We start from the raw sequence: 25,639 nt of genomic DNA, 5'->3' as shown, positions 1-25,639 counted from the left end.
AAAACAATTGACAGAATACTCAATAAAGTTGTAAGATTATAAATGGAAAATAAATGAAAGGGGTGTGTGTAATGATTGTAATCGTAAATGTAATGGGCTTAGCTCTGTTAAGTGGCAGAAAACATTCATATCATTACGCAACCCGTGCGGATATATAGGACCTTTTTGTCTTATGAGAAGCGTACGTTGCGTATATCGTAACGTACGCTTTTATGCATTTTTTTGCATATCGTCAAGCGACGGTATGCTTTTTTTTGTCCAATTTGCTTGTTTCCATACCTTGTATGGTTACTATAAAACAACTTTTAGAAGGTGGAAAAATGTGATGAGATTGTATGGGTTGCGAAATGTAAATGTGATGGATTTGGATAGTGGATAACGAAATGAGAGTGAAACGAGAACGAGAAGGGAGAGGTTACATTGTTTTCAGTATTACTAAAGTTAAGATGGTTTTTTAAAGAACATTGGAAGAGATATAGTATCGCAATTGGTGCACTTTTAATTGTGAATATAGTTGAAGTCATTCCCCCGAAAGTGTTAGGGGTTACGATTGATAATATAAAAACAGGAACGTTAACGAATGCAGCAATTATAGAGTCTATTCTTATTTTAATAGGAGTTACAGTAGTTGGATATGGTCTTACTTTTGTTTGGCAACATCAATTGTTTGGAGGTGCATTCGTACTTGAGAAAACGATGCGCTCTAAATTTATGGGGCATTTACTTAAGATGACACCGACGTTTTATCAAAAAAATCGTACTGGTGATTTAATGGCGAGAGCAACGAACGATTTAAAAGCAATCGCTATGACAGCTGGTTTCGGTATATTAACGCTCGTTGATTCAAGTTTATATATGCTTACAATCGTCTTTATGATGGGGTTTACAATCAGTTGGGAGCTTACATTAGCAGCACTTATCCCGCTTCCGATTATGGCATATGCGATGAATATATATGGAAAGAAATTGCATGAACGATTTACAGTTGCGCAAGATGCATTCGGTGATATGAATGATAAAGTACTGGAATCGATCGCTGGCGTGCGCGTTATACGTGCGTATGTACAAGAGAATGCAGATGAGGGAAGATTTCATCATTTAGGAGATGACGTCTACGAAAAAAATATGAAGGTAGCAAGGATCGATGCATTATTCCAGCCAACGGTGAAAATGCTCGTTGGTCTTAGTTATTTAATCGGTTTAGTGTATGGTGCGTATCTTGTATTTCAATCAAAGGTGACGCTTGGGGAACTCGTTTCTTTCAACGTGTATTTAGGGATGATGATTTGGCCGATGTTTGCAATTGGTGAATTAATCAATGTTATGCAAAGAGGAAATGCTTCGCTCGACCGTGTGAATGAAACGTTAGCTTATGAACCAGATGTAAAGGATCCGAAAAATCCAAAGCTTGTACAAGAGCCGGACTATATTCAGTTTGAGGAAGTTTCCTTTTCATATCCGTCATCAACTGAAATGAATTTGAAAAAGGTTTCTTTTACATTAAAACAAGGAGAAACACTTGGAGTGGTCGGGAAAACAGGAAGCGGGAAAACAACGCTTGTACGTCAGCTTCTTCGTCAATATCCACTTGGAGATGGGGATATTGCAGTCTCTGATGTGACATTGGATAAAATGACGAATGAAAATGTACTCGGATGGATTGGATATGTACCTCAGGAACACATTTTATTTTCTAAAACAGCGAGAGAAAATATTTTATTTGGACACAGGGAAGCGACGGAAGAAGAACTCCAGAAGGCCATTGAAATTGCCGCATTTAAAAAGGACTTAGAGTTTTTACCAGAAGGGTTAGAAACGCTCGTTGGAGAGAAAGGTGTTTCGTTATCAGGTGGACAAAAGCAAAGGATTTCAATTGCGCGAGCTGTGATTCAAAATCCAGAAATTTTAATTTTGGACGATTCACTATCAGCTGTTGATGCTCGTACGGAAGCGGCGATCATTGAAAACATAAGAACAGAAAGAAGCGGAAAGACGACGATTATTACGACGCACCGTTTATCTGCAGTGCAACATGCAGATTGGATTCTCGTTATGGATGACGGTGGAGTGATTGAAGAAGGTACGCATGATCAGCTCGTTCGAAATGGTGGCTGGTATGCTGAGCAGTTTGAAAGACAACAAGGCGAAAGTGAAAGTGCGGATAGTGGGGTGAAAATATGAGTGTTTCAAAACGACTATTTCAATATGCGATGAAAGTAAAAGGCCCGATTTTTGCAGCGATGGCAATGTTATTTGTTTTCGTCATTGCAGAGCTGGCCGGTCCTTTCGTTGCAAAAACAATGATTGATGATCATATCGTTGGTATAGAGAAACCTTGGTATGAAACGGAAAAGAGTGACGATGCGGTTTCTTATAATGGCGCTTTTTATAAACGAAGTGACCGTTTTGAACAAGGTGAGAAAAAAGGAAAAGAAGTGCGCGTGATGCAAGTTGGTTTTCAGTATTACTTTGTACCGAATAAGGTAAGTGTTGAAGGGTCACGTTCTGTAAAAGGTGATATGATTACCGTTCAAAATGGTAAGGCAGTGCAAGTGTACAAAGCGAAAGCATTAACGAAGGAAGAAGTATTTGCGTTTTATAAGCCAGAAATAAACCGCCTATTATTACTTGGTGGAGGATATTTCGCTTTATTAGTAATCGTATCATTGTTTGCATATGGAAAGCAGTTCTTCTTGCAGAAGGCGGCGAACAAAATTATTCAAATTATGAGGGAAGACGTCTTCTCTCATATTCAAACGTTGCCGATCCGATACTTTGACCATTTACCAGCAGGGAAAATCGTTTCGCGTGTAACGAACGATACAGAGGCGATTCGTGATTTGTATGTAACGGTGCTGGCGACATTTGTTTCTAGTATCATCTATATTATCGGGATTTTCGCTGCACTATTTTTACTCGATGTAAAATTGGCGGCACTATGTTTACTCATCATCCCGATTTTAATTATTTGGGCGATTCTTTATAGAAAGTATGCGTCTGTATACAATCATAAAATGCGTTCCCGTTTATCTGATATTAACGGAACAGTGAATGAATCGATTCAAGGTATGCCAATTATTCAAACGTTCCGCCAAGAGCGTGAAACGAAAAAAGAGTTTGAAGAATTAAATGGCGATTATTTTAAATATCAAAATAAAATTTTAAATTTAAATGCAGCAACTTCGCATAATTTAGTGTCTGTATTAAGAAATATCGCTTTCACAGGTGTGATTTGGTATTTCGGCGGTGCGTCATTAAGTGCTACAGGTATTGTTTCACTTGGGGTGCTGTATGCGTTCGTTGATTATTTAACACGATTGTTCTCGCCAATTACGAATATGGTGAATCAGCTTGCGAACTTAGAGCAATCGCGCGTTGCATCAGAGCGTGTTTTTGAATTGCTAGACGAAAAAGGGGAAGCAGTTCAAGATGAACACATCCCCCGTTTAAACGGAAATGTGAAATTCGATAATGTTTCGTTTTCTTATAACGGAAAAGATGAAGTGTTAAAAAATATTTCTTTTGAAGCAAAACAAGGGGAGACAGTGGCACTTGTTGGTCATACTGGTTCAGGAAAAAGTTCCATTATGAATGTGCTCTTTCAGTTTTATGAGTTTCAAAAAGGGAAGCTTACGATTGATGGTCATGATGTGAAAGAGCTGCCGAAACAAGCAACTCGTGAACATATGGGAATTGTATTGCAAGATCCGTTTTTATTTAGCGGGACAGTGGCATCCAATGTTAGCTTAGAAAATGAAAAAATTTCAAAAGATCGCATCGTAAAGGCGTTACGTGATGTCGGTGCTGAAAGGTTTGCGAACAATATAAATGAAGAAATTACAGAAAAGGGAAGTACGCTTTCTACGGGAGAGCGTCAGCTCATATCGTTTGCAAGGGCGCTTGCCTTTGATCCGGCAATTTTAATTTTAGATGAAGCGACTTCCAGTATCGATACAGAAACAGAAGCGATGATTCAACAAGCGCTAGAAGTTGTGAAAAAAGGAAGAACGACATTTATTATTGCTCACCGTCTTTCAACGATTAAAAGTGCTGATCAAATTATTGTGCTTGATAGAGGAACGATTTTGGAAAAAGGCTCTCATGATGAATTAATGAAAAAGCGCGGGCGTTATTACGATATGTACAAAACGCAAATGGAAGGAAATCAGAGTGCTTAATAGAGAGGAGAACTTGCGATTTTTGCAAGTTCTTTTTTTGATTGGTGAGGTGAACGAAAAGATATCAACTCTTTAATAAGTCATGACAATTAAAGAAGTATTGTTTTACCTTTTTCTTTTTAAATGCTATATTTAAACATGTTACTTATTTTTTGTATGTGGAGGTTTTTTTCTATTTTGTTTGATTATGAAGAAAAAGGATAAACTAATCTTGAACATTTTCATTGAAAAATTGTTCAAGATTGCATACAATCAATATAGTTTTTAAATTCCTATCAGAATACTTGGAGGATTACCATCATGAAAAAATTATTTTCAGTGCTTGCAGTAACTACATTAGCAATCGGGATTGTAGCGGGCTGCGGTAAAGAAGAGAAAAAAGATACAGCTAATCAAGACACATTACAAAAGATAAAACAAAGTGGTGAACTTGTAATTGGAACAGAAGGTACATACCCACCGTTCACATTCCACGATTCAAGCAATAAATTAACTGGATTTGACGTTGAATTAGCAGAAGAAGTTGCAAAACGTTTAGGTGTGAAACCTGTATTTAAAGAAACGCAATGGGATAGCTTACTTGCAGGAGTAGATGCGAAGCGTTTCGATATGGTTGCGAACGAAGTTGGTATTCGTGAAGATCGTCAAAAGAAATATGACTTCTCTAGTCCATACATTTCTTCTTCAGCAGCATTAGTTATCGCAAAAGATAAAGATAAGCCTGCTACATTTGCTGATGTAAAAGGATTAAAAGGAGCGCAATCTTTAACGAGTAACTATGCAGATATTGCTAAGAAAAATGGTGCGGAAATCGAGGGTGTAGAAGGATTTAGCCAAGCGGCAGAATTATTAAACACTGGCCGCGTTGATTTCACAATTAATGATAAATTATCAGTGTTAAACTATTTAGAAACGAAAAAAGATGCGAAAATTAAAATTGTAGATACAGAAAAAGAAGCGTCACAAAGTGGGTTCTTATTCCGTAAAGGTAGCGATAAACTTGTACAAGAAGTAAATAAAGCGTTAGAAGATATGAAAAAAGATGGTACGTACGATAAAATAACGAAAAAATGGTTCGGTGAAAATGTATCTAAGTAGTGCATTGGTTTCAGATCGCCTGTCTACATGGATAGATATTATGCAGACTTCCTTCACGCCTATGCTGAAGGAAGCTGTCTTTACGACAATTCCATTATCGCTAATTACGTTTATTATCGGTATTATACTTGCGACGTTAACAGCACTTGCACGTATTTCAGGTAGTCGTATTTTACAATGGATTGCTCGTATCTATGTATCTATCATTCGCGGAACACCACTTCTTGTACAATTATTTATTATTTTCTATGGTCTTCCAACTCTTAATATTGAAGTTGAGCCATATACAGCAGCAATTGTTGGTTTTTCATTAAATGTCGGTGCATATGCATCTGAAATTATTCGTGCTTCTATCCTTTCCATTCCGAAAGGACAGTGGGAAGCAGCGTATACAATTGGGATGACATATCCACAAGCGTTAAAACGTGTTATTTTACCGCAAGCGACGCGTGTATCCATTCCGCCGCTTTCGAATACATTTATTAGCTTAGTGAAGGATACTTCATTAGCGTCGTTAATTTTAGTAACAGAAATGTTCCGAAAAGCGCAGGAAATTGCGGCAATGAACTATGAGTTTTTAATTGTTTATTTTGAAGCAGGTCTAATTTATTGGGTAATTTGCTTCTTATTATCTATCGTGCAACAAATATTAGAAAAACGTTCAGAACGTTACACTCTAAAATAATCCTTTCATAAAAGGAGTTTTTGTTTTTATGATTTCAATTCAACATTTACAAAAAAGTTTCAGAGATAATACCGTACTAAAACATATAGATTTAACAGTTGAGAAGGGTGAAGTTGTTGTTATTATCGGGCCATCTGGATCTGGTAAAACAACATTTCTACGTTGCCTCAATGTGTTAGAAACGCCGAACGCTGGTAGCATTCGCATCGGTAATAAAGAGCTCGATTTCTCTCAAAAAGTATCGAAGAAAGATATTGTAGATCTTCGTACGCAAACAGGTATGGTATTCCAACACCATAACCTATTCCCGCATTTAACAGCACTTCAAAATGTAATGGAAGGGCTCGTTACAGTGAAAAAGATGGGGAAAGAAGAAGCGAAGAAAAAAGCAAACTACTTCCTTGAAAAAGTTGGTTTAGCAGATAAAGTGGACTTATATCCGTTCCAATTATCAGGTGGACAACAACAGCGCGTCGGAATTGCTCGCGCGCTTGCGATGGAACCGGAAGTGTTACTATTTGATGAACCGACGTCAGCACTTGATCCTGAACTAGTTCAAGAAGTTCTGAAAGTAATGAAAGAACTTGCTAAAGAAGGAATGACGATGGTCATTGTAACGCATGAAATGCGTTTTGCCCATCAAATTGCGAACCGTGTTATTTTCATGGATGGCGGTGTCGTTGTCGAACAAGGTACACCGGAAGATGTATTTACAAATCCAAAAGAAGAACGAACGAAGAAGTTTTTACAAATGCTTCAATAATTAAGAAAGGTCTCAAGGCATATGCCTTGAGACCTTTTTGCCATATATATTTATTTTTGGAATCCGCCAAGGCTTTGCTCAGCCATTGCAACTAGACGTTTTGTAATTTCTCCACCAACAGAACCGTTAGCGCGAGCCGTAGAATCTGCTCCTAATTGTACACCAAATTCTTGAGCGATTTCGTACTTCATTTGGTCGATTGCAGCTGTTGCTCCTGGTACTACTAATTGATTGTAAGAACTTTGGTTTGCCATAGGAATATATCCTCCTTAGAGTTATAAAAGTTTTTTTGGTTGGACTAGCTGGATTTGAACCAGATTATCGCCCCGGTTGGCGCTAATCCATCGGTAATTAAGTTTGTACTCATAGTATGGATGTTACCTAGAAAGATATACGAAATAATAATTTGTAAATTTTGTAAAAAATATTAGTGATTTCGTAAATTATGAAATAAGAGTAATCGTTGTATTTTTAAAAAAGAAGGCTAAACTAAGAGCGATATTAATTATGGTTTTCTTTATGTACTCCGCTATTTTGGGTTAATAATTAGCTTCTTATTTATGATTTATTAAAGTGAGACAAATTGTAGCTCAGTAAAACAAAAATGAAATCGGCAACAACTTCTTATTTCTGGTTTAACTAGGGATGGGGCAGAAAAAGGAACTGACCGCTCCTATACATGGCTAGATGCTCTCTTCAATCTAAAAAGAGAGGCTTTTAAACAATAACGTATGGAGGAATCATGATGGGAATTTGCCCGCTTTGCAACGCATTAGAATCACAAACATATTCTTGTCAAAATTGCCAAAGTATACTCCAAGATTATGGAAAAACCGTTGATTACATAGACGATTATAGTGCGTATATGGACCAAGAATTATTAAGTGCAGTGGATGGTTTAACACATAATCATTCACAAGAATACTGCAATCATATTTTTTATTGCGGGATATGTAACGTGGAAACTGAGGTTGTAGTAAAGCTTGTGTAAACAGAAAACTTCCACCTTATTACTTAGGTGGAAGTTTTTGTTTTTGTATTTGTGAGTGAATCATAGGGGAAGGGATATGTTCGGTATTTGGTGAAGGGTCCACTTTCATTTGAGACATTTTTTCTTTTGTATCGCGCAAAGAATGTTCAGTTAAGTAGATAGCATATTCGTAAAATAATTGGCGCGTCAGTTCACTTTGTTCTTTTAACTTTTCATCTTGGAATACAGTTCGACCAGGTTTCGAGTTCGCTTCAAATAGCCACGGGTTTTCCAGTGTGTCTAAACCGATATCAAAACCGATCTCACCAATGTTTCCGGTTACTTTTTGGTCGAGCGCATAACTTATTTGCAGAGCGGTTTGTTTTAATTTGTTTTCAATTTGAACTTGTTTCGTTGAATCAGGAAAAAGCTCTTGCAGTAATTTTGTATCGCCGCCGCTATTTACATGAGTCGTTAAGCTACCTTTCCCAGCGATTTTGGCGACGATTGCACTCACTACCCAATTGCCAAAATGATTTTTATTTGTATGAATACGGAAATCAACGGGTTGCCCGTCGAAGCGAAGTAAAGAGATACCTTGTTGTACGATAAACTTTTTTAAATCATGTCCTTTTAACACATGGTTCAGAAGAGTTTCTAATGATTGATACTTTCTTAGTTTATTTTCTTCATTTTCGCGATAACGACAGTAGTAGCAATTCTCTGTTTGAGAATAAAATAGTTGATGAATGTTTCTCCCGAAGCTACCGTGTATTGGTTTCATGTAAATCGATTTATACGTACCGAGAAATCTTTCTACTTGTTCGAAGTGTTGAAATGCTTCTGTGTGTGGTAATAAGGGCATAAGTGATTCATCTTTAATAAGAAGTTGATGAACTTCCCATTTGTTGAAAAACCCCGGGTTAAACCATGGAATGGCGTAGTCATTTTCTAATCTTCTTTTTGCTCTGACAATTGGTTTATAATTTTCTGCTTTACGGTTTGGTAATCGATTGTAAATGACGTTTGGCAAAGGAACTTTTTTCTTTAGCCATGTTCCTTCTTGAAAGAAATACCCATCAATTGTTTCTTCTTCCCAGTTTATATGTTGAACGCCAAAGACGAATACGAACGGTCGTAATGTAAATGGTGGTGTTAGTAACTCACTAAGAGATATTGATCGATTTCCTAAAGGAGTAGGTGAGTCATCGTTAAAACTAGTAGTGAAAATGCCGATTAATGGTCCGAAAACAATGGTTTCATTTTGCGTGAATGCATGGATAGTAGTTGAGTGAGGAAGTAAAAGTTTTTCGGCGATATGTGTTCCAATAATAATTTCACGAGTAAAAGAATAATGAATTTTTACATCTTCACTTGCAACGTGACGTATGCCGAAGGAGAGGGATGTAATAGGTGGTGTAATAGAAAAAACGTAAGGTAAAGTAATACTATTTGGATGTTCATCTGAAATGTTTAATGTATATATGTGCTCTTTCAAAATGAGGTTACCTCCTTTCATTATGGTGTAAAGCGGCTAAACTTTAATGGTCCGTGAAAGATTTTTTCAGCTAATGCATCACTATGACGAATGTAATGTTCGTAAGGTGGGACTGTGTTGACATACATAAGCCAAATCGCCCCTTTTTGATCCATAATTGTGGAAAGTTCGAGTTCGAATAACGAAGTATAAGATTGATCCAGTGTTTGAAACACTTCATTTATAATATCGTGTAAAGCGTCTTGTAATAGTCGCACACCAGTACTAGATAGTACATATTTAATTTTTGAAAAGGAATGCAGTGTAGAATCATCTGTTGCAGAAAGTAAAAATTGATTCGGAAATGAGCTTTTTTGTATAAATTGCCCGATAACATTCCAAGTGTTCTCTTTGTTTTTTTGCAAAATGGTTCGGATATGGAGTGGATATGTTAATTGATTTGGTGGTTGAAGCATCGTATGTGTGATGTAACGTGCTGAGCGTATGTTAGATTTGAACCAACATATAAATTCATCTGTCCGTTTGATTGGAGTAGAAGTATGGTGTGTTTCATGTATCGTATCGATATGAAACGTTTTATTTTTGTAAGCGACTCGATATAAGCTATCCTTCGAATGTATATTGGCGGGACGTATAATAATATCTTTTGTTTTTAATAACAGTTTGAAAATGTTTTGAATCGTTGCTACCTCAAATTTTGGTATATAAGGAGATAATTTTTTATTAGTGAGAAATACATCATGTAGTTCGCTTAAGTCAATCAGTGTGTTATTTAAAAAGGTAGTTGTAGGACGGTTGTGTAACGAGTGAATAATTGGTTTCGCTTTTTCAAAGTCTGTTTCCTCATTAAAAGAATGACGATCATATATATAAGAAGGAATCGGGAATGTTTGCTCTTTCCATTCTCCTGTATCTGTATCGTAAATAAGACCAGAAATAAGGTCTGTTTTAGGATCAATACAAAATGGCGTAAACTGGGCAACGACATTATGATAAAGCCGAGCACGTTTAGCGATTTCGGTGTAATATGTTTGCTCATAATGAAGCCTGGAAGTTAAAAGACCAAGAACCAACGAAATCACTCCTTTACTAACATTTGCATAATAGGCGAAGCTATATATTGCAAATACGTTTTTATACCATTATACTTTTGTCCGTATGATGATATGCTATAGTTTTGGAGAAGCGAAAGGTTGATTGTAATGAATATATGGTTAAATATGTTAACGACAACAGGACTCGGGGCGATTATTGGAGGATACACGAATCATTTAGCGATAAAAATGTTATTTCGTCCTCATCGTCCTATTTATATTGGAAAGTTTCAAGTTCCATTTACACCGGGGTTAATTCCGAAGCGGCGCGATGAGCTTGCTGTTCAATTAGGGAAAATGGTTGTTGAGCATTTGTTAACGCCAGAAGGAATCGGAAAAAAGTTAACAAATGAAGAGTTTCAAAAAAATTTAATTCACTGGGCACAAGTGGAAGTGGATAAAGTACTTACGAATGAACAGTCGTTACGACATATGTTAGAAAAATGGAATGTAGCGCATATAGAAGAAGAGGCAACTCAAAAAATCGAACATGTGATTACAGAAAAAGTTGAGGCATTTTTAGAGGAGTACTATACATATACATGGGAACAAGCTTTACCTCACTCTGTACATGAAAAAGTAGAGAATATGATTCCGAATGTCTCGGTGTTTATTTTAGAGAGAGGAATTAACTTTTTTGAAAGTGAAGAAGGGAAAGCTCGCCTTTCAAAAATGATTGATGACTTCTTTGCTTCTAGGGGAGCTTTGCTTAACTTAGTCGGGATGTTTTTAGGAAATGTAAGTGTAGTGGATCGTGTGCAGCCAGAAGTCATTAAGTTTTTAGGGCAAGATGGTACAAAGCAGCTTTTAACTGATGTACTGCAAAAAGAGTGGGAAAAGTTAAAAGGAAGAAATGTCAAAGAATTAGAAACGTTTGTAGAGAAAGAAATGATTGTAAGCTCCGTACTATCAGCAGTTAAAGTAGAAGAAACAGTGAGTAAATTTTTAAATCAATCTGTTCAGCAAGTATGTGAGCCGGTTCGAGAAACAATCATTGAAAAAGTGGTTCCGAGCGCAGTAACGAAAGGCTTAAAGTGGGGAACAGAAAACGTAGAGAGCATATTAAATAATCTACACCTTGCAGAAATTGTCCAGCAAGAAGTGTCTACATTTTCAACGGAGAGACTAGAAGATCTTGTCTTGTCCATTACAAAAAATGAATTGAAAATGATTACGTATTTAGGTGCCTTATTAGGCGGAATGATTGGACTAATGCAAGGAGTGTTACTGTTGTTCCTTAGGTAACAGAGATAAGTACATAGAAATAAAAGTGAAATTTCTTCACATCTCTTGCATTGTTTGATATGGTAAGAAGAGGTGCGGATGTAAATGCACTTAAAAGGCGGTGCGAACGAAAAGCGCTAGCCTTCTAAAGGAGGAAAAATAAAATGACAAAAAACATTCATGATGTTGCATATGAATTACAAAAAGCAATCGCTGAAAACGAAGATTTCCAAACATTAAAAGCAAGCTACGCAGCAGTACAAGGTGATGCAGCGTCAAAGAACTTATTCGATGAGTTCCGTACGATGCAACTTGGTTTACAACAAAAAATGATGCAAGGCCAAGAAATCACAGAAGAAGACAACCAAAAAGCACAAGAAGTTGTAGTTCGCATTCAACAAGATGCTAAAATTACAAAGTTAATGGAAACTGAGCAACGTTTAAACATCGTTATCACTGACGTTAACAAAATTATCATGAAGCCACTTGAAGATTTATATAACGCGCAACAACAAGCGTAACAGTGGAAGACGCCCCTTATATGGGGCGTCTTTTTTGTTTAGTTGTATTTAAAATGACTTTGATACAGCGGTTCTTTATGTATAAAACAAGAATGACAAAAAGCAAAAGTTACCTATTTTGAAGTGCCCCCGATTGTTAGAGGCAGTCTAATAAGCGGGGGCGGACATGTTTTCGACTATGTCGTAGAAAACTGTACGATCCAAATTTGTAAAAAAATCCATATGCATTTAGCACTTCCAAAAATAGCTGATTTTATGGCGGCTGAATTATCAAGGGAAAACTTAGAGAATGATATTGCGACTGCGGAAGGTGCAGAGTAAAAAGGGAAGCTGTTTAAGCTTCCCTTTTTACTTTGAAACAAACGGATGTCCCTCATAATAAAAACGCCACGGATAATGTACAGCTTCTTCTGCATAGTCGATGTTAATACGAGGTCCTGCTGTTATTTTATATTGTGATGATATGTGTTCTTCTTCTGGAACGAGTTCAATATGTAATGTGTCACTTTGTAGTGATACGCCTCGTTCTTCTAAAGTGATTCCGAGTGCGCGGCATAGTTTGCCGGGACCGTTTGTTAAGTTTTTGTACTGCGCTTTGGTAAGATCGGTTTTGTTGTAGCGCGCTAGTTTTATTTCTTCTAGTCCGTCTACAGGCTCAATCGCACGAATGAGAACGCCTTGCGGGGTGTCAATTGGTGCTGTAATGACGTTGAAACAATGGTACATACCGTAAATTAAATATACGTAAGCATGCCCCGGTGCGCCAAACATAACCTCTGTACGATCCGTTCGTCTGCCCCCGTAACTATGAGCTGCTTTATCATCTGGGCCTTTGTATGCTTCCACTTCTACAATGATGCCGCTTCGTTTTATCCCATCTACAATATGTACAAGTTTTTGTCCGAGTAACTTCTTTGCGATTTCTAACGTATCGCCTTCGTAAAAAGAAGATGGTGCTTGCATTGTATGATCTCCTTTACCAGTTGTATATGTATATAGTAAACCAAATTTTCAGTAGTAATTCTAACTCGTTCTATTTGCTACATTTATTTCATAAATTATGGATAGAGTACAACAGCGAAGAGGGGGAGTGCGACATGATTTATCGCTTACTAGCTCTTAATATAGATGGGACACTACTATACAACAACGGAAAAATCGCTAAAGGATTACGGGAGACGATTGAATTTGTGAAAAGAAAAGATGTATACGTTACATTATTCACGAATCGTAATTTTCAATCCGCTCATAAAGTAGCAAAGGCATTAAAATTAGATTCTATATTAGTGACACACGGTGGTGCTTTCGTTTCAGCGACGATAGATAAGCCGTATGTCCAAAGGAGATTATCCGAAGAGAAGACTTTTAACATTGTGCAAGTATTAGAGCACTTTGATTGTAATGTACGCATTTCTCATGAACGGTTTTCGATAGGGAATCGTGAGAGAAATACACCAAACATAATTGCTCGTACTGTATTATCAAGCGCAGATCCATTATTTTATCCGGTTCAATTTGTAGATTCGTTAGGTGATGCGCTTCGTGATCATCCGGTAGCGGCACCGAAAATTGATGTAATTTTCCATAGTAAAGGTGAAAAAGAAAGAGGGCTAAATACACTAAGAAAAGCATTCCAAGATATAGTGTATGTGGAGTGTGATTCGAAACGAGTAGAAATTTTACCGCAAAATGTATCAAAGTTACGCGGATTACAATTGCTTGGAGAGCATTTAAATATTTCGCTAAATGAAATGGTTGCGATTGGGGATAGCATGGAAGATTTAGAGGTAATTGAAAATGTTGGACTCGGGGTAGCGATGGGGAACGCTCCTGTAGAATTAAAGCAAGCTGCAGACTGGATTACACGTTCGAATAGTGAAAATGGTGTAGAGTACATGATTAAAGAACACTTCCGTAAGCAATTCCCACTGCCGTTTTTAAAGAATCATAAATATACACCGAAACAATGAGAGAAAAACGTAGCTTTTTGGCTACTGAATATAGAAAAAGCGTGTTTTGATCAATTTTTTTTCAAAACACGCTTTTTTTTTATTTATTCTCTTATTGGGGTATTCGCTTGTCTTAGCTTGATTGTGATGTGGCGATACCCCACATCCATCAACTTAAGGTATATGTTTATACAAATGCGGATCTTTCCATGTAGTTTTTCATTATTTTTTATAGATACCCTAAAAGTAGGCATATCAAATAAACCCTGACGGGTTACAATTTTTTCACTATAATTATGCTACCTGATGAATGGAAGTGGTATACTCATAAACAACGCCCAAAATATCAAAGACCGTTTTTTTCTCATATCTGTGGGATTTTCGTCCGTTTCGCTGTAGGAGGTTAAACAGACGAAGGAGAATCTTTGATAATTCTTGGGTGTTTTTATGTAATGCTTGATGAAAAAGTAAGAAATAATCTTTAATCATGTACATCGCTTTATATTCACTTAGTTCTTTCTGTTTCTTACGTAACAGGAGTTCTCTCATTTTAAACATAGTAGAAGAACATAATAGGATACTAATGAGTTGTCCATAAAGGTGACATTCTAGCCGCTCTTGTTTAATAGATTTACAACGATGAATTTGAAACCAAGATTTCCATATTTTAAATAACAGCTCAATTTGCCAACGCAGTGAATATAAATCATAGATTTTCTCTTTTGGTACCCATTCCGTAGGAATGTTTGTCATATATACCGTAATTCCTTGTAAAAGCTTCGTACGATCTGTATATGTAATCCCTTTTTTCTTTTCACGAATAGCTCGATCATGTAGGCGTTTCTGTTTTTGCTCCTCCGTACATTTATAAACCACAATACGAGTAGGCAGTTTGTCTTTGCTCCCTACATATACATCATGTAACTCGTACACTTGGCCAGGTTGTAATTGTTTCATGATGTCTTCCAAATGAACTTGTATATATACCGGTCTCAATTGAGCGGGTTTTGTTTTAAATACCACTGTTTCGAATTCTTTTCTATATATTTTAGTTGGTAATTTAAGACGTGATAAATAATATCCTTGCTTATCTTGGATAGACTTAAAGTCTTGTAAACGAAAATATCCTAAGTTACGAATATATAATTCATTCTTTTGTATCATGCCTGTTCGAGTCGCACCATACGCCTGATCACTTCGTTTTCCTGGTTCAATTTTCACATCAGAGAATTCTCCACTGAGCAAGTCATACTCTAATTGAATTTTTACACCAGCTTTATGACTACATCCTCCGGCACCAGGATAAGTAGATGCGAATCGATCTGGAACTTGAAAAGTTGTAGAATCAAGGATGCAAATGCGCTCAAAGTAAGCTGAAAGAGAATGAGAAATCTTAGATAACCCTCCAATTTTAGCTTGTAGAAGTGTAGTAAATACAGTTCGAAAGAAAGCTACAGAAGCTGAGTTAAAACGTCGATTAAGTCCCTCCGGACTTAATAAAACTCCTGTTGAGGTTTCTAACTGACTACAAAGTTGAGTAAGAGAGGTAGTAGCGATTTGTTGATTTAACCATACACACAAAGATAGAAAATGGTGCCCATGGCACTTACGTTTTCGTTTCATTCCGCCAGCTTCTATAGCTAATTGATTAAGTGTAGCGGGAGACATATATCGATATAACTCTTCGGCAAATAAAGACAACTCTTGTTTTTGATGCATATTCATAAAAAGCACGTCACCCTTTCTCATTAATATAAGAAAATAGTAACGCGCTTTTAATTTCAAGAATAGTCCAAATTCTTAAGTTGATGGATGTGTGGCGATACCCCTAAAAGGGCAAACTTTATTTAAACCAATATTTACATTGAATACATGTAAATGATGAGAGAACAATTGATATTTCAATTGTTCTCTCATCGAAGTTAAGATAATTCCAATATCTCGGCTGTTCCCCTAAAAAATCGACACAAAAAGTAAAGCGCTTGCATAATTAAAAATCCGAGTTATAATACTTGTATACAAGTATACTTGATTAACATGAGAAGGTGACGTTATGACGGAATCAATGGAATTTCTTTATCCTGAAAAATGGCTTTCAAAAGCTTCTACTGGTGATCGTGTTGCGAGCGAACTTAGAATGCGTATTATTGCAGGTAAATTTGAAAACGGTACTATTCTATCAGAAAATAAATTAGCTGCCGATTTTTCTGTAAGTCGGTCACCTGTTCGTGAAGCATTAAAAGTGCTGGCCTCAGAAAATATCATTCGCTTAGAAAGAATGGGCGCAGTTGTCATTGGTTTAACTGAAAAAGAAATTGAAGAAATATACGATGTTCGTTTACTAATAGAAACGTTTATCTTTGAACGGCTTGTAAAAATGGACACGAATGAGTTAGTAAAGGAACTGAATAAAATTATAGAAATGATGAAAATCGCTATTAAATATCATGATGCTGATGAGTTTTCTTATCAAGATGTCTTATTCCATGAAACGATCATTCGCACTATTCATCATTCCCATATCCTGATGATGTGGAATAATTTAAAGCCTGTTATGGAAAGCTTAATCCTTTTATCAATGCGTACCCGTTTCAAGGAAAAATATGAAGACTTTGAACGGATTATCAAAAATCATGAGCTTTATATAAAAGCGATTGAATCAAAAGATCGAGCCCTCATGATTGAGGCCTTACATCAAAACTTTGATGATGTTCAAGGGGAAGTTGAAGACCTCTGGATGTCACAACAAATGTTATCTAAAGGAGTAGAGCAAGAACATGAGTAGCTATATGTTAGGTATAGATATCGGTACAACAAGTACCAAAGCAGTATTATTTACTGAAAAAGGCGAAGTCGTCCAAATAGAGAATATTGGTTACCCACTTCGCACACCGGATATATCTACAGCGGAACAAGATCCAGAAGAGATTTTTCAAGCTGTTTTGCGAGCGATTTCAAATATAACGAGACATCATTCAGATAAAAAACCATCGTTTATTTCATTTAGTAGCGCCATGCACAGTGTCATTGCCATGGATGAAAATGACCATCCGCTAACAGCTTGTATCACCTGGGCAGATAATCGCAGTGAGGCATGGGCACATAAAATCAAAGATGAACTGAATGGCCATGAAGTTTATAGACGAACAGGAACACCCATTCACCCCATGTCACCATTAAGTAAAATTACTTGGATTGTGAATGACCATCCTGAAATCGCAGTCAAAACGAAAAAATATATCGGAATAAAAGAATATATCTTTAAAAAATTATTTGATCAATATGTTGTGGATCATTCTCTCGCTTCATGCATGGGGATGATGAATCTACAAACACTAGATTGGGATGAAGAAGCTTTAAAAATTGCTGGTGTAACACCTGCTCAATTATCTGAGCTCGTACCAACCACCAAAATATTTAGCAACTGCAATCCGGATTTAGCTAAAAAGATTGGTATCGATTCACAAACACCGTTTGTCATTGGTGCTAGTGATGGAGTGCTTTCTAATCTAGGTGTGAATGCAATTAGAAAAGGCGAGATTGCAGTCACAATCGGGACAAGTGGTGCCATTCGAACCATCATTGACAAGCCGCAAACAGATGAAAAAGGAAGAATATTCTGTTATGCCTTAACGGAAAAACATTGGGTAATTGGTGGACCGGTAAATAATGGAGGGATGGTCCTCCGCTGGATTCGCGATGAACTTGCTTCATCAGAAGTAGAAACTGCGAAAAGACTAGGAATTGACCCATACGATGTATTAACCAAAATTGCTGAACGAGTGAGACCTGGCGCAGACGGATTATTATTCCATCCATACCTCGCAGGTGAACGTGCGCCATTATGGAATCCAGATGTACGTGGTTCATTCTTCGGCTTAACTATGTCACATAAGAAGGAACACATGATTCGTGCAGCCTTAGAAGGCGTTATTTATAATTTATACACCGTATTTTTAGCATTAACTGAATGCATGGACGGTCCTGTGACCCGTATTCAAGCAACAGGAGGCTTCGCAAGGTCTGATGTTTGGCGACAAATGATGTCCGATATTTTCTCATCTGAAGTCGTTGTTCCAAAAAGCTACGAAAGCTCCTGTCTAGGTGCATGTATATTAGGTCTCTATGCTACAGGGAAAATTGATTCTTTTGAAATCGTTTCCGAAATGGTTGGCAGCACCTACAAACACACACCAAAAGAAGAAGCAACAAAAGAATATAGACAGTTACTACCGATATTTATCAACCTATCAAGAGTATTAGAAGACGATTATACACGAATTGCTAATTATCAAAGAAATTTAATAAAGTAAAACTTTTATCAGTGATCCCCACTCCTCGTCGCTCTTTACATTTTGAGGTTGGGGGTTACTACCAAAAAAATAGGGGATAAACACAAATACAGCTAATATTAGGGGGAATTACGATGCCATTAGTCATTGTAGCAATTGGGATTTTAGCATTACTTTTACTGATAATGCGCTTTAAATTAAATACCTTTATTTCATTAATCATTGTATCATTCGGCGTTGCTTTAGCACTTGGAATGCCGCCAGAAAAAATTGTTAAAACCATTGAAACAGGATTAGGCGGAACACTTGGTCATTTAGCACTCGTTTTTGGACTTGGTGCGATGTTAGGTAAGCTGCTTTCAGATGCTGGGGGCGCACAACGCATTGCCATGACACTTGTGAAAAAATTCGGTGAAAAGAACATTCAATGGGCTGTTGTGACTGCCTCATTTATTATCGGTATTGCATTATTTTTTGAAGTAGGATTAGTATTATTAATTCCGATTGTATTTGCTATTTCAAGAGAATTAAAAGTTTCTATCTTATATCTCGGTATTCCGATGGCAGCAGCTTTATCTGTAACACACGGATTTTTACCGCCACACCCAGGACCAACTGCTATCGCTGGTGAGTTGCATGCAAATATCGGTGAAGTATTACTTTATGGTTTTATGATAGCGGTTCCAACAGTTATTTTAGCTGGACCTGTATTTACTAAAATTGCAAAAAAACTAGTACCTGAAGCATTCACAAAAACTGGTAATATCAAATCTTTAGGCGAGCAGAGAGTATTTAAACTTGAAGAAACTCCTGGCTTTGGAATGAGTGTTTTTACCGCTTTACTGCCTGTTATTTTAATGGCAATCGCTACAATTATTACTTTGCTGCAAAAAACAATGGGATTTAAAGATAATAGTTTACTAGCAGCGATCCAGTTTATTGGGAATGCGGATACTGCCATGTTGATATCCTTATTAGTTGCGATCTATACAATGGGATTGGCAAGAAATATTCCAATCAAAAATGTGATGGAATCTTGTACAACAGCGATCTCAAATATTGGGATGATGCTCTTAATTATTGGCGGAGGCGGAGCCTTCAAACAAGTATTAATTGATGGCGGCGTTGGTAACTATGTAGCCGAATTATTCAAAGGAACTTCATTATCACCGATCTTGCTCGCATGGATTATCGCTGCCATCTTACGTATTTCATTAGGGTCTGCTACGGTTGCTTCATTAACAACTGTCGGTTTAGTGATCCCGATGTTAGGTCACTCTGACGTTAACCTTGCTTTAGTTGTCCTTGCAACAGGAGCTGGTAGTTTAATTGCTTCACACGTGAACGATGCTGGTTTCTGGATGTTCAAAGAGTACTTTGGTTTAAGCATGAAAGAAACATTTGCAACATGGACCTTGCTTGAGACTATCATTTCCGTAGCCGGATTAGGATTTACTTTATTACTAAGCTTATTTGTATAGACCTTTCTAGACAGTAAAAGGGGTACGGAAGTTGGATGATGTGATTTTTCATGATTAATTGATAAGGATGGAAGTTTCTCTTTATTTTTTAACTTGATGGCGATTTGCCGTGTTCCTATGACCTTTTGCACGCATCTTGGCGGAGCATATTGAAATGAATAAGATGGATTATTTGATTTAATTGTTACTTTAGGTATATATACTATAATATAGACAGAGTAACATGCATAGAAAGGAACGATGAAATATGCTAAAGCAACAAATTGGAGTTGTTGGTGTGGGCGTTATGGGAAAAAGTCTCGCACTTAACTTTGAAAGTAAAGGGTATTCTGTTGCCCTATATGATATTTCAAAGGAGAAAGTAAATGAAATCATTGAGGAAAACCGTGGTAAAAACATGGTTGGTACTCATCTGGTTGAAGAGTTTGTTAACTCACTTGAATCACCTAGAAAAATTTTGTTAATGGTTAATGCAGGGGAAATTACAGATAAGGCGATTGATTCTCTGCTTCCTTACCTCGATAAAGGTGATATTTTAATTGACGGCGGTAATACATACTTTGTCGATACAATTCGCCGAAACAAACGTCTTGCCGAAGAAGGAATCAATTTCATTGGAGCAGGTGTGTCAGGCGGAGAAGAGGGTGCATTGAAGGGACCGTCTATTATGCCGGGTGGACAGAAGGCTGCATACGAAAAAGTGAAGGATATGCTTGAAAATATCTCTGCAAAAGTGAATGACGAGCCTTGCTGTTCTTATATCGGACCTAATGGGGCGGGCCACTATGTAAAGATGGTTCACAACGGTATTGAGTATGGAGATATGCAATTAATTTGTGAAGCATATTTCTTCTTGAAACAAACACTTGATTTGACTGCAGAAGAGTTTCATGAAATATTTGCTGAATGGAATAAGGGCGAACTGAACAGTTATCTAATCGAGATTACAGCAGACATTTTCACGAAGAAAGATGAAGAAACTGGAAAGCCATTAGTGGATGTTATTCTTGATACTGCGGGACAAAAGGGCACAGGGAAATGGACAAGCCAAAGTGCACTTGATTTAGGTATTTCTCTTCCGATTATCACAGAATCTGTATTCGCACGTTGTATTTCTGCTTTAAAAGAAGAGCGTGTGCATGCAAGCAAATTATTATCTGGCCCTAAAGATAAACCAGCGCTTGGAATTGAAAAAGAAGAATTAATTGAAGCAGTGCGCCAAGCTTTATATATGAGTAAAATTTGTTCTTATGCGCAAGGATTCACGCAATTAAAGGCAGCTTCTGAGGAATATGACTGGAACCTTGATTTTGGCAGCATTTCTATGCTTTGGAGAGGCGGATGTATTATTCGTGCAGCCTTTTTACAGAACATTAAAGAAGCTTATGAGAAGAACACTGACTTACCGAATCTTTTACTTGACCCATACTTTAAAGAAATTGTGGAGTCATACCAAGGCGGATTACGTCAAATTATCTCATTGGCTGTACAACAAGGTATTCCGGTACCTGCATTTTCAGCAGCGATTTCTTACTATGACAGCTATCGTACTGCAACATTACCTGCAAACTTGTTACAAGCGCAGCGCGATTATTTTGGAGCACATACGTATAAACGAGTAGATAAAGAAGGTACATTCCATACGAAATGGATATAAAATAAAAAATGGACCAAGATTGAAATCTTGGTCCATTTTTTTATCCTGCATTAACGGGCAGTTTCATTTTATTGAAATAATAACACACGCGCTGGTGCTGCATCTGTACCCATTAGTTTTAATGGGGCTGCGACCATAAAGTATGTTCCTGCTTCTACTTCTTTAAATGTTAATCCTTCGATTACAATAATATCGTGTGCAAATAGTGTTTTATGAGTTGGATGGCCTTCTTGTGCACGTTCAACACCTAATGCATCAATACCAACACCGCGAATGCCTTTTTCAGCAAGCAGCTTCGCACCGCTTTCAGCTAAATAAAATCAAAGTTAAATTCTTCATCAAAGGAGTTCTTTGTTTTAAATAAGACAAAATCACTTTTTTGAATATCAAAATTTTTCAGGTCTTCAGCAGTAATACCGCCTTCAACATGTGTCAGGTCAAAAACCTTTGTTTCGCCCACCAATTTCTCGATATCAAGTGTTTCAAACGTGTCTCCGTCATTGATCATATGCAAAGGCGCATCAATATGCGTTCCTGTATGAGCATCCATTTTTAATGTGGATTCTGTTACATGACCGTTTGTAACTTTAGAAAGTTGAGGCTGTTTTTCCGGTTTATTTTTATATACAGGCATTCCTTCGTAAATAGGTACTGTAATGTCATATACTTTTTTCATAGCAAATGCTCCTTTTGCCTTTGCTATGATTAGATTGAGTAGTCACTATCATCTGAAATTGGCCACCAATGGAAGCCGTTTTCTGCAAGCAAATCATCTGAAGCTTGAGGTCCCATTGATCCTGATTCATAAGTAAGTAAATCGGTTGATACATCCTGTTTCCATGCTTTAGAAATAACATCAACAAATTTCCATGATAACGCTACTTCATCCCAGTGAGTAAAGTTTGTTGCATCGCCTTGAATTGCATCATACAGCAGCTTCTCATAAGCTTCTGGTGTATTTACTCCGTCTACGCAGTCATTGCAGTAATCAAGTTTAAATGGTTTCGTCTTTTCAGAAGTACCGATTTTCTTACCATTTAAAACAAGAGAAATTCCTTCATCCGGCTGAATATGAATAATAAGCAGGTTCGGATGAACGCTGTTTTCTGATTTAGAATATAAATTCATTGGCAATTCTTTAAACTGAATAACGATTTTTGTTGATTTCTCTTGCATGCGTTTACCTGTACGAATGTAGATCGGCACACCAGCCCAGCGGAAATTGTCTATTAATAATTTACCCGCCACAAATGTTTCCGTTCTTGAGTTTGGATCCACTTTATTTTCGCTTCTGTACCCAGGAACTTCTTTTCCGTTGCTTGTTCCTGGGCCATACTGACTTCGCACAAAATATTGATCCACTTCTTCTACTGCTATTGGTCGAAGTGAACGTAATGCTTTAATTTTTTCGCTTCGGATTTCTTCTGTTGTTAAACGAATTGGCGGTTCCATTGCCAGTAAAGCAACCATTTGTAACATATGGTTTTGTATCATATCTCTTAAGGCACCGGAATTGTCATAGTACCCTCCGCGATCCTCTACACCTAAAGATTCACTGGATGTAATTTGAATATTAGAGATGTATCTATTATTCCACAATGATTCAAATATTGCGTTTGCAAAACGAATAACGCCAATGTTTTGAACCATTTCTTTTCCTAGATAATGGTCAATGCGATAAATTTCATCTTCCGCAAATGCGTGACGAAGTTCTTCATTTAATTTTTGTGCGGATGGCAAGTCATGTCCAAAAGGTTTTTCGATAATCAATCGATTCCAGCCACTTGAGTTTGTCACGCCCTCTGATTTCAAGTAAGAAGCAATTGTTCCAAAGAATTCAGGAGCCATCGCCATATAAAACATTCTGTTTCCTGGAATATTGAATTGTTCTTCAAGGTTAGTAATTAATGCATTCAAATCTTGGTATGAAGCAGTATTCGTAACATCAAACGCTAAGTAGCGGAAATGAGTTAAAAATTCATCTAAATCATTCCCTGGTTCAATTTTTGACTCTTGAATAGAGGCTAATACATTTTCACGAAATATATCGTCACTCCATTCACGTCTCGCTACACCAACAACAGCAAAATTTTTAGAGAGCTGCCCTTTTTTATATAGGCTATATATAGAAGGAAATAATTTTCTCTTTGCTAAATCTCCTGTTGCTCCAAATATAACCATAGTGCAATATGTATTGTTGTTCTTGTTCACTGGGTACCCTCACCTTTTATTAATGTATATTGAATAGTATCTCATAAAATTTTAACACAATTTGAAAGAAGTCTCCTACTTTTAAGTATGTGTAGGAAAGCAGAAATAAATCTTTTATTAAGGCGAAGGCTATAGAAAATCAAAAGAAAAAGCACGAAATCATCTTTACCATGTAATTGTAAACGTAAAGTAACTCCAAAATATACAATAATAATCATCTTATAAAATAAGGTAAAACCTTCTGTATTGACCTACAAACGCCCTTCAAGTAAACTAAAGAGAGTTTGCAAATGAAAAGGTGATAATGTTGTTAATTTCAATTAAAACGTTACAAGATGATCGTTTTTTACGTCCGCTGCAAAATATTGGCGGCTTATTTTTTGAAGAGAGTACGATTGGATTTGAACAAGAGGAAGCAAATCTTATCGTTGATATACACATTGAAGAGAATGTGAAAGCATCAGCTCGTTTAACAGATGTTAGCACAGGAAATGTGTATGAAGAAACATTCGCGAAAGATTTATCTGCTTTTACAGACGAAAAAGAGCGTATGAAGCAAGTGAAACACGTCGTTTCTTACGTATATCTTTCTGTTCTTCAGCAGTTAACTGGACTTGAACAAAGCTGGGGCATTTTAACGGGAGTACGTCCGACGAAACTTCTTCATAAAATGCTTCAAAGTGGTATGTCAAAAGAAGAAGCACATCAAGAGCTTCGTGAAAGCTATTTAATTCATGAAGAAAAAATTGAACTTCTTCAGCGTATTGTTGATTGCCAATTAGCGGTTGTTCCGGATTTATACCGCTTAAAAGAAGAAGTGAGTATTTATATTGGTATTCCGTTCTGTCCGACGAAATGTGCATACTGTACATTCCCAGCTTACGCAATTAACGGACGCCAAGGATCAGTCGACTCATTCTTAGGCGGTTTACATTATGAAGTTCGTGAAATTGGTAAGTTTTTAAAAGAAAAAGGTGTGAAAGTTACGACGATTTATTACGGCGGCGGTACACCGACAAGTATTACAGCAGAAGAGATGGATATGCTGTATGAAGAAATGTATGAAGCGTTCCCAGATGTACAAAATGTGCGTGAAGTAACAGTTGAGGCAGGTCGCCCAGATACAATCACACCAGCAAAGTTAGAAGTGTTAAATAAATGGAACATTGACCGTATTAGTATTAATCCGCAGTCATACCATCAAGAAACACTAAAAGCAATTGGACGTCATCATACTGTAGAAGAAACAATTGAGAAGTATCATTTAGCTCGTGAAATGGGAATGAACAATATTAATATGGACTTAATTATTGGTCTTCCTGGTGAAGGGCTAGATATTTTCAAGCATACGTTAGATGAAACAGAAAAGTTAATGCCAGAATCGTTAACAGTTCATACGTTATCATTTAAACGTGCTTCTGAAATGACGCAAAACAAACGTAAATATAAAGTAGCAGGTCGTGAAGAAATTACAGCGATGATGCATGAAGCTGAAGAGTGGACGCAAAAGCATAATTACGTACCATATTACCTATATCGTCAAAAGAATATTTTAGGTAACTTAGAGAACGTTGGGTATGCAATGCCTACGCAAGAAAGTATTTACAACATTGTCATTATGGAAGAAGTACAATCGATTATCGGACTTGGTTGCGGGGCATCGAGTAAATTTGTTCACCCACAAACAGGAGCAATTACACACTTTGCAAATCCGAAAGATCCAAAATCATATAACGATGGCTTCGTGAAATATACAGAAGATAAACTGAAAATTTTAGAAGAGCTATTCGTGTAAGGAGAAGAAGGCTGTCCCAATTTTGGGATGGCCTCTTTTTAATATAGGGGACTATTGTTGTCAGTTTTTGTTGGTAAATCGATATATCTTAAAAATCACCGGTATAATTTCATTTACCGTTGAACGGTCCATTTGTAAAACTATGTCGATAATAATCAGAAAAATTAGTCATATTATTAGAGGACAATGTCTACTTATAGACGAAATGATAGATTTATGAAAG

The 25,639-nt window shown here is 36.9% G+C and carries 20 protein-coding genes and 2 pseudogenes; 15 read left to right on the top strand and 7 right to left on the bottom strand.

The window, feature by feature from the left end; all coding sequences use genetic code 11:
- Positions 1-420: 420 nt before the first annotated feature.
- The 5 genes from MR065_RS09800 to MR065_RS09780 all read left to right on the top strand — a co-directional run bounded on the left by MR065_RS09800 (position 421) and on the right by MR065_RS09780 (position 6,724).
- Positions 421-2,181 carry an ABC transporter ATP-binding protein gene (locus tag MR065_RS09800; RefSeq protein WP_242213504.1) on the top strand — a complete coding sequence of 587 codons (1,761 nt, stop codon included), beginning with the start codon at positions 421-423 and terminating at the stop codon, positions 2,179-2,181.
- Complete coding sequence (locus MR065_RS09795) at positions 2,178-4,178, top strand: ABC transporter ATP-binding protein (protein ID WP_242213503.1); 2,001 nt, start codon at positions 2,178-2,180, stop codon at positions 4,176-4,178. The genes MR065_RS09800 and MR065_RS09795 overlap by 4 nt, the downstream gene beginning before the upstream one ends.
- Positions 4,179-4,478: 300 nt before the next feature.
- Positions 4,479-5,276 (top strand): amino acid ABC transporter substrate-binding protein, encoded by a 798-nt coding sequence (locus MR065_RS09790; RefSeq protein ID WP_242213502.1) that lies wholly within the window; start codon positions 4,479-4,481, stop codon positions 5,274-5,276.
- The gene (locus MR065_RS09785; protein ID WP_097904054.1) at positions 5,263-5,961 is read left to right on the top strand and encodes an amino acid ABC transporter permease; all 699 of its coding nucleotides are present in this window, start codon (positions 5,263-5,265) and stop codon (positions 5,959-5,961) included. The genes MR065_RS09790 and MR065_RS09785 overlap by 14 nt, the downstream gene beginning before the upstream one ends.
- A gap of 28 nt (positions 5,962-5,989) precedes the next feature.
- A complete protein-coding gene (locus MR065_RS09780; protein WP_242213501.1) occupies positions 5,990-6,724 on the top strand; it encodes an amino acid ABC transporter ATP-binding protein in 735 nt (244 codons plus the stop codon).
- Positions 6,725-6,774: 50 nt separating this feature from the next.
- Here MR065_RS09780 and sasP read toward each other — a convergent pair whose 3' ends face one another.
- On the bottom strand, positions 6,775-6,978 hold the full coding sequence (gene sasP, locus MR065_RS09775) for a small acid-soluble spore protein, SasP family (RefSeq protein WP_000013349.1): 204 nt from the start codon (positions 6,976-6,978) through the stop codon (positions 6,775-6,777).
- A 491-nt stretch (positions 6,979-7,469) separates the two neighbouring features.
- On the opposite strand from sasP, the gene MR065_RS09770 reads away from it, so the two are divergent.
- Positions 7,470-7,715, top strand: a complete 246-nt coding sequence (locus MR065_RS09770; protein WP_097904056.1) for a hypothetical protein — start codon at positions 7,470-7,472, stop codon at positions 7,713-7,715.
- 19 nt (positions 7,716-7,734) lie between these two features.
- Here the strand turns inward: MR065_RS09770 and MR065_RS09765 are convergent, their stop codons facing one another.
- Positions 7,735-9,192 carry a YheC/YheD family endospore coat-associated protein gene (locus MR065_RS09765; protein WP_242213500.1) on the bottom strand — a complete coding sequence of 486 codons (1,458 nt, stop codon included), beginning with the start codon at positions 9,190-9,192 and terminating at the stop codon, positions 7,735-7,737.
- Between the two features lie 20 nt (positions 9,193-9,212).
- A complete protein-coding gene (locus MR065_RS09760; protein ID WP_242213499.1) occupies positions 9,213-10,265 on the bottom strand; it encodes a YheC/YheD family protein in 1,053 nt (350 codons plus the stop codon).
- Positions 10,266-10,394: 129 nt separating this feature from the next.
- Here MR065_RS09760 and MR065_RS09755 point away from each other — a divergent pair, with 129 nt between their 5' ends.
- From MR065_RS09755 to MR065_RS09745, 3 genes and pseudogenes are all read left to right on the top strand, one after another.
- The gene (locus MR065_RS09755; protein ID WP_242213498.1) at positions 10,395-11,531 is read left to right on the top strand and encodes a DUF445 domain-containing protein; all 1,137 of its coding nucleotides are present in this window, start codon (positions 10,395-10,397) and stop codon (positions 11,529-11,531) included.
- Between the two features lie 143 nt (positions 11,532-11,674).
- The gene (locus MR065_RS09750; RefSeq protein WP_097904060.1) at positions 11,675-12,031 is read left to right on the top strand and encodes a YlbF/YmcA family competence regulator; all 357 of its coding nucleotides are present in this window, start codon (positions 11,675-11,677) and stop codon (positions 12,029-12,031) included.
- A 150-nt stretch (positions 12,032-12,181) separates the two neighbouring features.
- Positions 12,182-12,352: pseudogene (locus MR065_RS09745) on the top strand (acetolactate decarboxylase); the annotation flags it as partial.
- Positions 12,353-12,379: 27 nt separating this feature from the next.
- On the opposite strand, the gene MR065_RS09740 reads toward MR065_RS09745, so the two are convergent.
- Positions 12,380-12,994 carry a DNA-3-methyladenine glycosylase gene (locus MR065_RS09740; RefSeq protein ID WP_242213497.1) on the bottom strand — a complete coding sequence of 205 codons (615 nt, stop codon included), beginning with the start codon at positions 12,992-12,994 and terminating at the stop codon, positions 12,380-12,382.
- A gap of 134 nt (positions 12,995-13,128) precedes the next feature.
- Between MR065_RS09740 and MR065_RS09735 the strand changes: the two genes are divergently transcribed.
- Positions 13,129-14,001: a Cof-type HAD-IIB family hydrolase gene (locus MR065_RS09735; protein WP_000640397.1), complete on the top strand. Its 873-nt coding sequence runs from the start codon at positions 13,129-13,131 to the stop codon at positions 13,999-14,001.
- Between the two features lie 273 nt (positions 14,002-14,274).
- Here the strand turns inward: MR065_RS09735 and MR065_RS09730 are convergent, their stop codons facing one another.
- Positions 14,275-15,705 carry an IS4 family transposase gene (locus MR065_RS09730; RefSeq protein WP_242213496.1) on the bottom strand — a complete coding sequence of 477 codons (1,431 nt, stop codon included), beginning with the start codon at positions 15,703-15,705 and terminating at the stop codon, positions 14,275-14,277.
- A gap of 328 nt (positions 15,706-16,033) precedes the next feature.
- On the opposite strand from MR065_RS09730, the gene MR065_RS09725 reads away from it, so the two are divergent.
- The 4 genes from MR065_RS09725 (at position 16,034) to gndA (ending at position 21,410) form a co-directional block, all read left to right on the top strand.
- On the top strand, positions 16,034-16,765 hold the full coding sequence (locus MR065_RS09725) for a GntR family transcriptional regulator (protein WP_242213495.1): 732 nt from the start codon (positions 16,034-16,036) through the stop codon (positions 16,763-16,765).
- On the top strand, positions 16,758-18,293 hold the full coding sequence (gene gntK / locus MR065_RS09720; protein ID WP_242213494.1) for a gluconokinase: 1,536 nt from the start codon (positions 16,758-16,760) through the stop codon (positions 18,291-18,293). Before MR065_RS09725 ends, gntK begins: the two co-directional genes overlap by 8 nt.
- 113 nt (positions 18,294-18,406) lie before the next feature.
- The gene (gntP, locus tag MR065_RS09715) at positions 18,407-19,753 is read left to right on the top strand and encodes a gluconate permease GntP (protein WP_242213493.1); all 1,347 of its coding nucleotides are present in this window, start codon (positions 18,407-18,409) and stop codon (positions 19,751-19,753) included.
- 247 nt (positions 19,754-20,000) lie between these two features.
- Positions 20,001-21,410: an NADP-dependent phosphogluconate dehydrogenase gene (gene gndA / locus MR065_RS09710; protein WP_242213492.1), complete on the top strand. Its 1,410-nt coding sequence runs from the start codon at positions 20,001-20,003 to the stop codon at positions 21,408-21,410.
- A gap of 68 nt (positions 21,411-21,478) precedes the next feature.
- Here the strand turns inward: gndA and MR065_RS09705 are convergent.
- Both MR065_RS09705 and zwf read right to left on the bottom strand, forming a co-directional pair.
- Positions 21,479-22,086 (bottom strand): annotated as a pseudogene (locus MR065_RS09705) (cyclase family protein).
- Between the two features lie 29 nt (positions 22,087-22,115).
- Entirely contained in the window at positions 22,116-23,591 is a 1,476-nt protein-coding gene (zwf, locus tag MR065_RS09700; RefSeq protein ID WP_218014976.1) for a glucose-6-phosphate dehydrogenase, read from the bottom strand.
- A gap of 334 nt (positions 23,592-23,925) precedes the next feature.
- On the opposite strand from zwf, the gene MR065_RS09695 reads away from it, so the two are divergent.
- A complete protein-coding gene (locus tag MR065_RS09695) occupies positions 23,926-25,416 on the top strand; it encodes a coproporphyrinogen III oxidase (RefSeq protein ID WP_242213491.1) in 1,491 nt (496 codons plus the stop codon).
- Positions 25,417-25,639 lie beyond the last annotated feature (223 nt).

It is taken from the genome of Bacillus cereus group sp. BfR-BA-01383 (assembly GCF_022663495.1).
GTDB lineage: Bacteria > Bacillota > Bacilli > Bacillales > Bacillaceae_G > Bacillus_A > Bacillus_A cereus_AU.
This window is presented reverse-complemented; position numbering and strand designations above follow the sequence as displayed.

Excerpts from the sequence above, each read along its gene's own strand:
- MR065_RS09795 (WP_242213503.1), top strand. The coding sequence starts at position 2,178 with ATGAGTGTTTCAAAACGACTATTTCAATATGCGATGAAAGTAAAAGGC.
- MR065_RS09790 (WP_242213502.1), top strand. The coding sequence starts at position 4,479 with ATGAAAAAATTATTTTCAGTGCTTGCAGTAACTACATTAGCAATCGGG.
- MR065_RS09785 (WP_097904054.1), top strand. The coding sequence starts at position 5,263 with ATGTATCTAAGTAGTGCATTGGTTTCAGATCGCCTGTCTACATGGATA.
- MR065_RS09780 (WP_242213501.1), top strand. The coding sequence starts at position 5,990 with ATGATTTCAATTCAACATTTACAAAAAAGTTTCAGAGATAATACCGTA.
- sasP (WP_000013349.1), bottom strand. The coding sequence starts at position 6,978 with ATGGCAAACCAAAGTTCTTACAATCAATTAGTAGTACCAGGAGCAACA.
- MR065_RS09770 (WP_097904056.1), top strand. The coding sequence starts at position 7,470 with ATGGGAATTTGCCCGCTTTGCAACGCATTAGAATCACAAACATATTCT.
- MR065_RS09755 (WP_242213498.1), top strand. The coding sequence starts at position 10,395 with ATGAATATATGGTTAAATATGTTAACGACAACAGGACTCGGGGCGATT.
- MR065_RS09750 (WP_097904060.1), top strand. The coding sequence starts at position 11,675 with ATGACAAAAAACATTCATGATGTTGCATATGAATTACAAAAAGCAATC.
- MR065_RS09740 (WP_242213497.1), bottom strand. The coding sequence starts at position 12,994 with ATGCAAGCACCATCTTCTTTTTACGAAGGCGATACGTTAGAAATCGCA.
- MR065_RS09735 (WP_000640397.1), top strand. The coding sequence starts at position 13,129 with ATGATTTATCGCTTACTAGCTCTTAATATAGATGGGACACTACTATAC.
- MR065_RS09730 (WP_242213496.1), bottom strand. The coding sequence starts at position 15,705 with ATGAATATGCATCAAAAACAAGAGTTGTCTTTATTTGCCGAAGAGTTA.
- MR065_RS09725 (WP_242213495.1), top strand. The coding sequence starts at position 16,034 with ATGACGGAATCAATGGAATTTCTTTATCCTGAAAAATGGCTTTCAAAA.
- gntK (WP_242213494.1), top strand. The coding sequence starts at position 16,758 with ATGAGTAGCTATATGTTAGGTATAGATATCGGTACAACAAGTACCAAA.
- gntP (WP_242213493.1), top strand. The coding sequence starts at position 18,407 with ATGCCATTAGTCATTGTAGCAATTGGGATTTTAGCATTACTTTTACTG.
- gndA (WP_242213492.1), top strand. The coding sequence starts at position 20,001 with ATGCTAAAGCAACAAATTGGAGTTGTTGGTGTGGGCGTTATGGGAAAA.
- zwf (WP_218014976.1), bottom strand. The coding sequence starts at position 23,591 with ATGGTTATATTTGGAGCAACAGGAGATTTAGCAAAGAGAAAATTATTT.
- MR065_RS09695 (WP_242213491.1), top strand. The coding sequence starts at position 23,926 with ATGTTGTTAATTTCAATTAAAACGTTACAAGATGATCGTTTTTTACGT.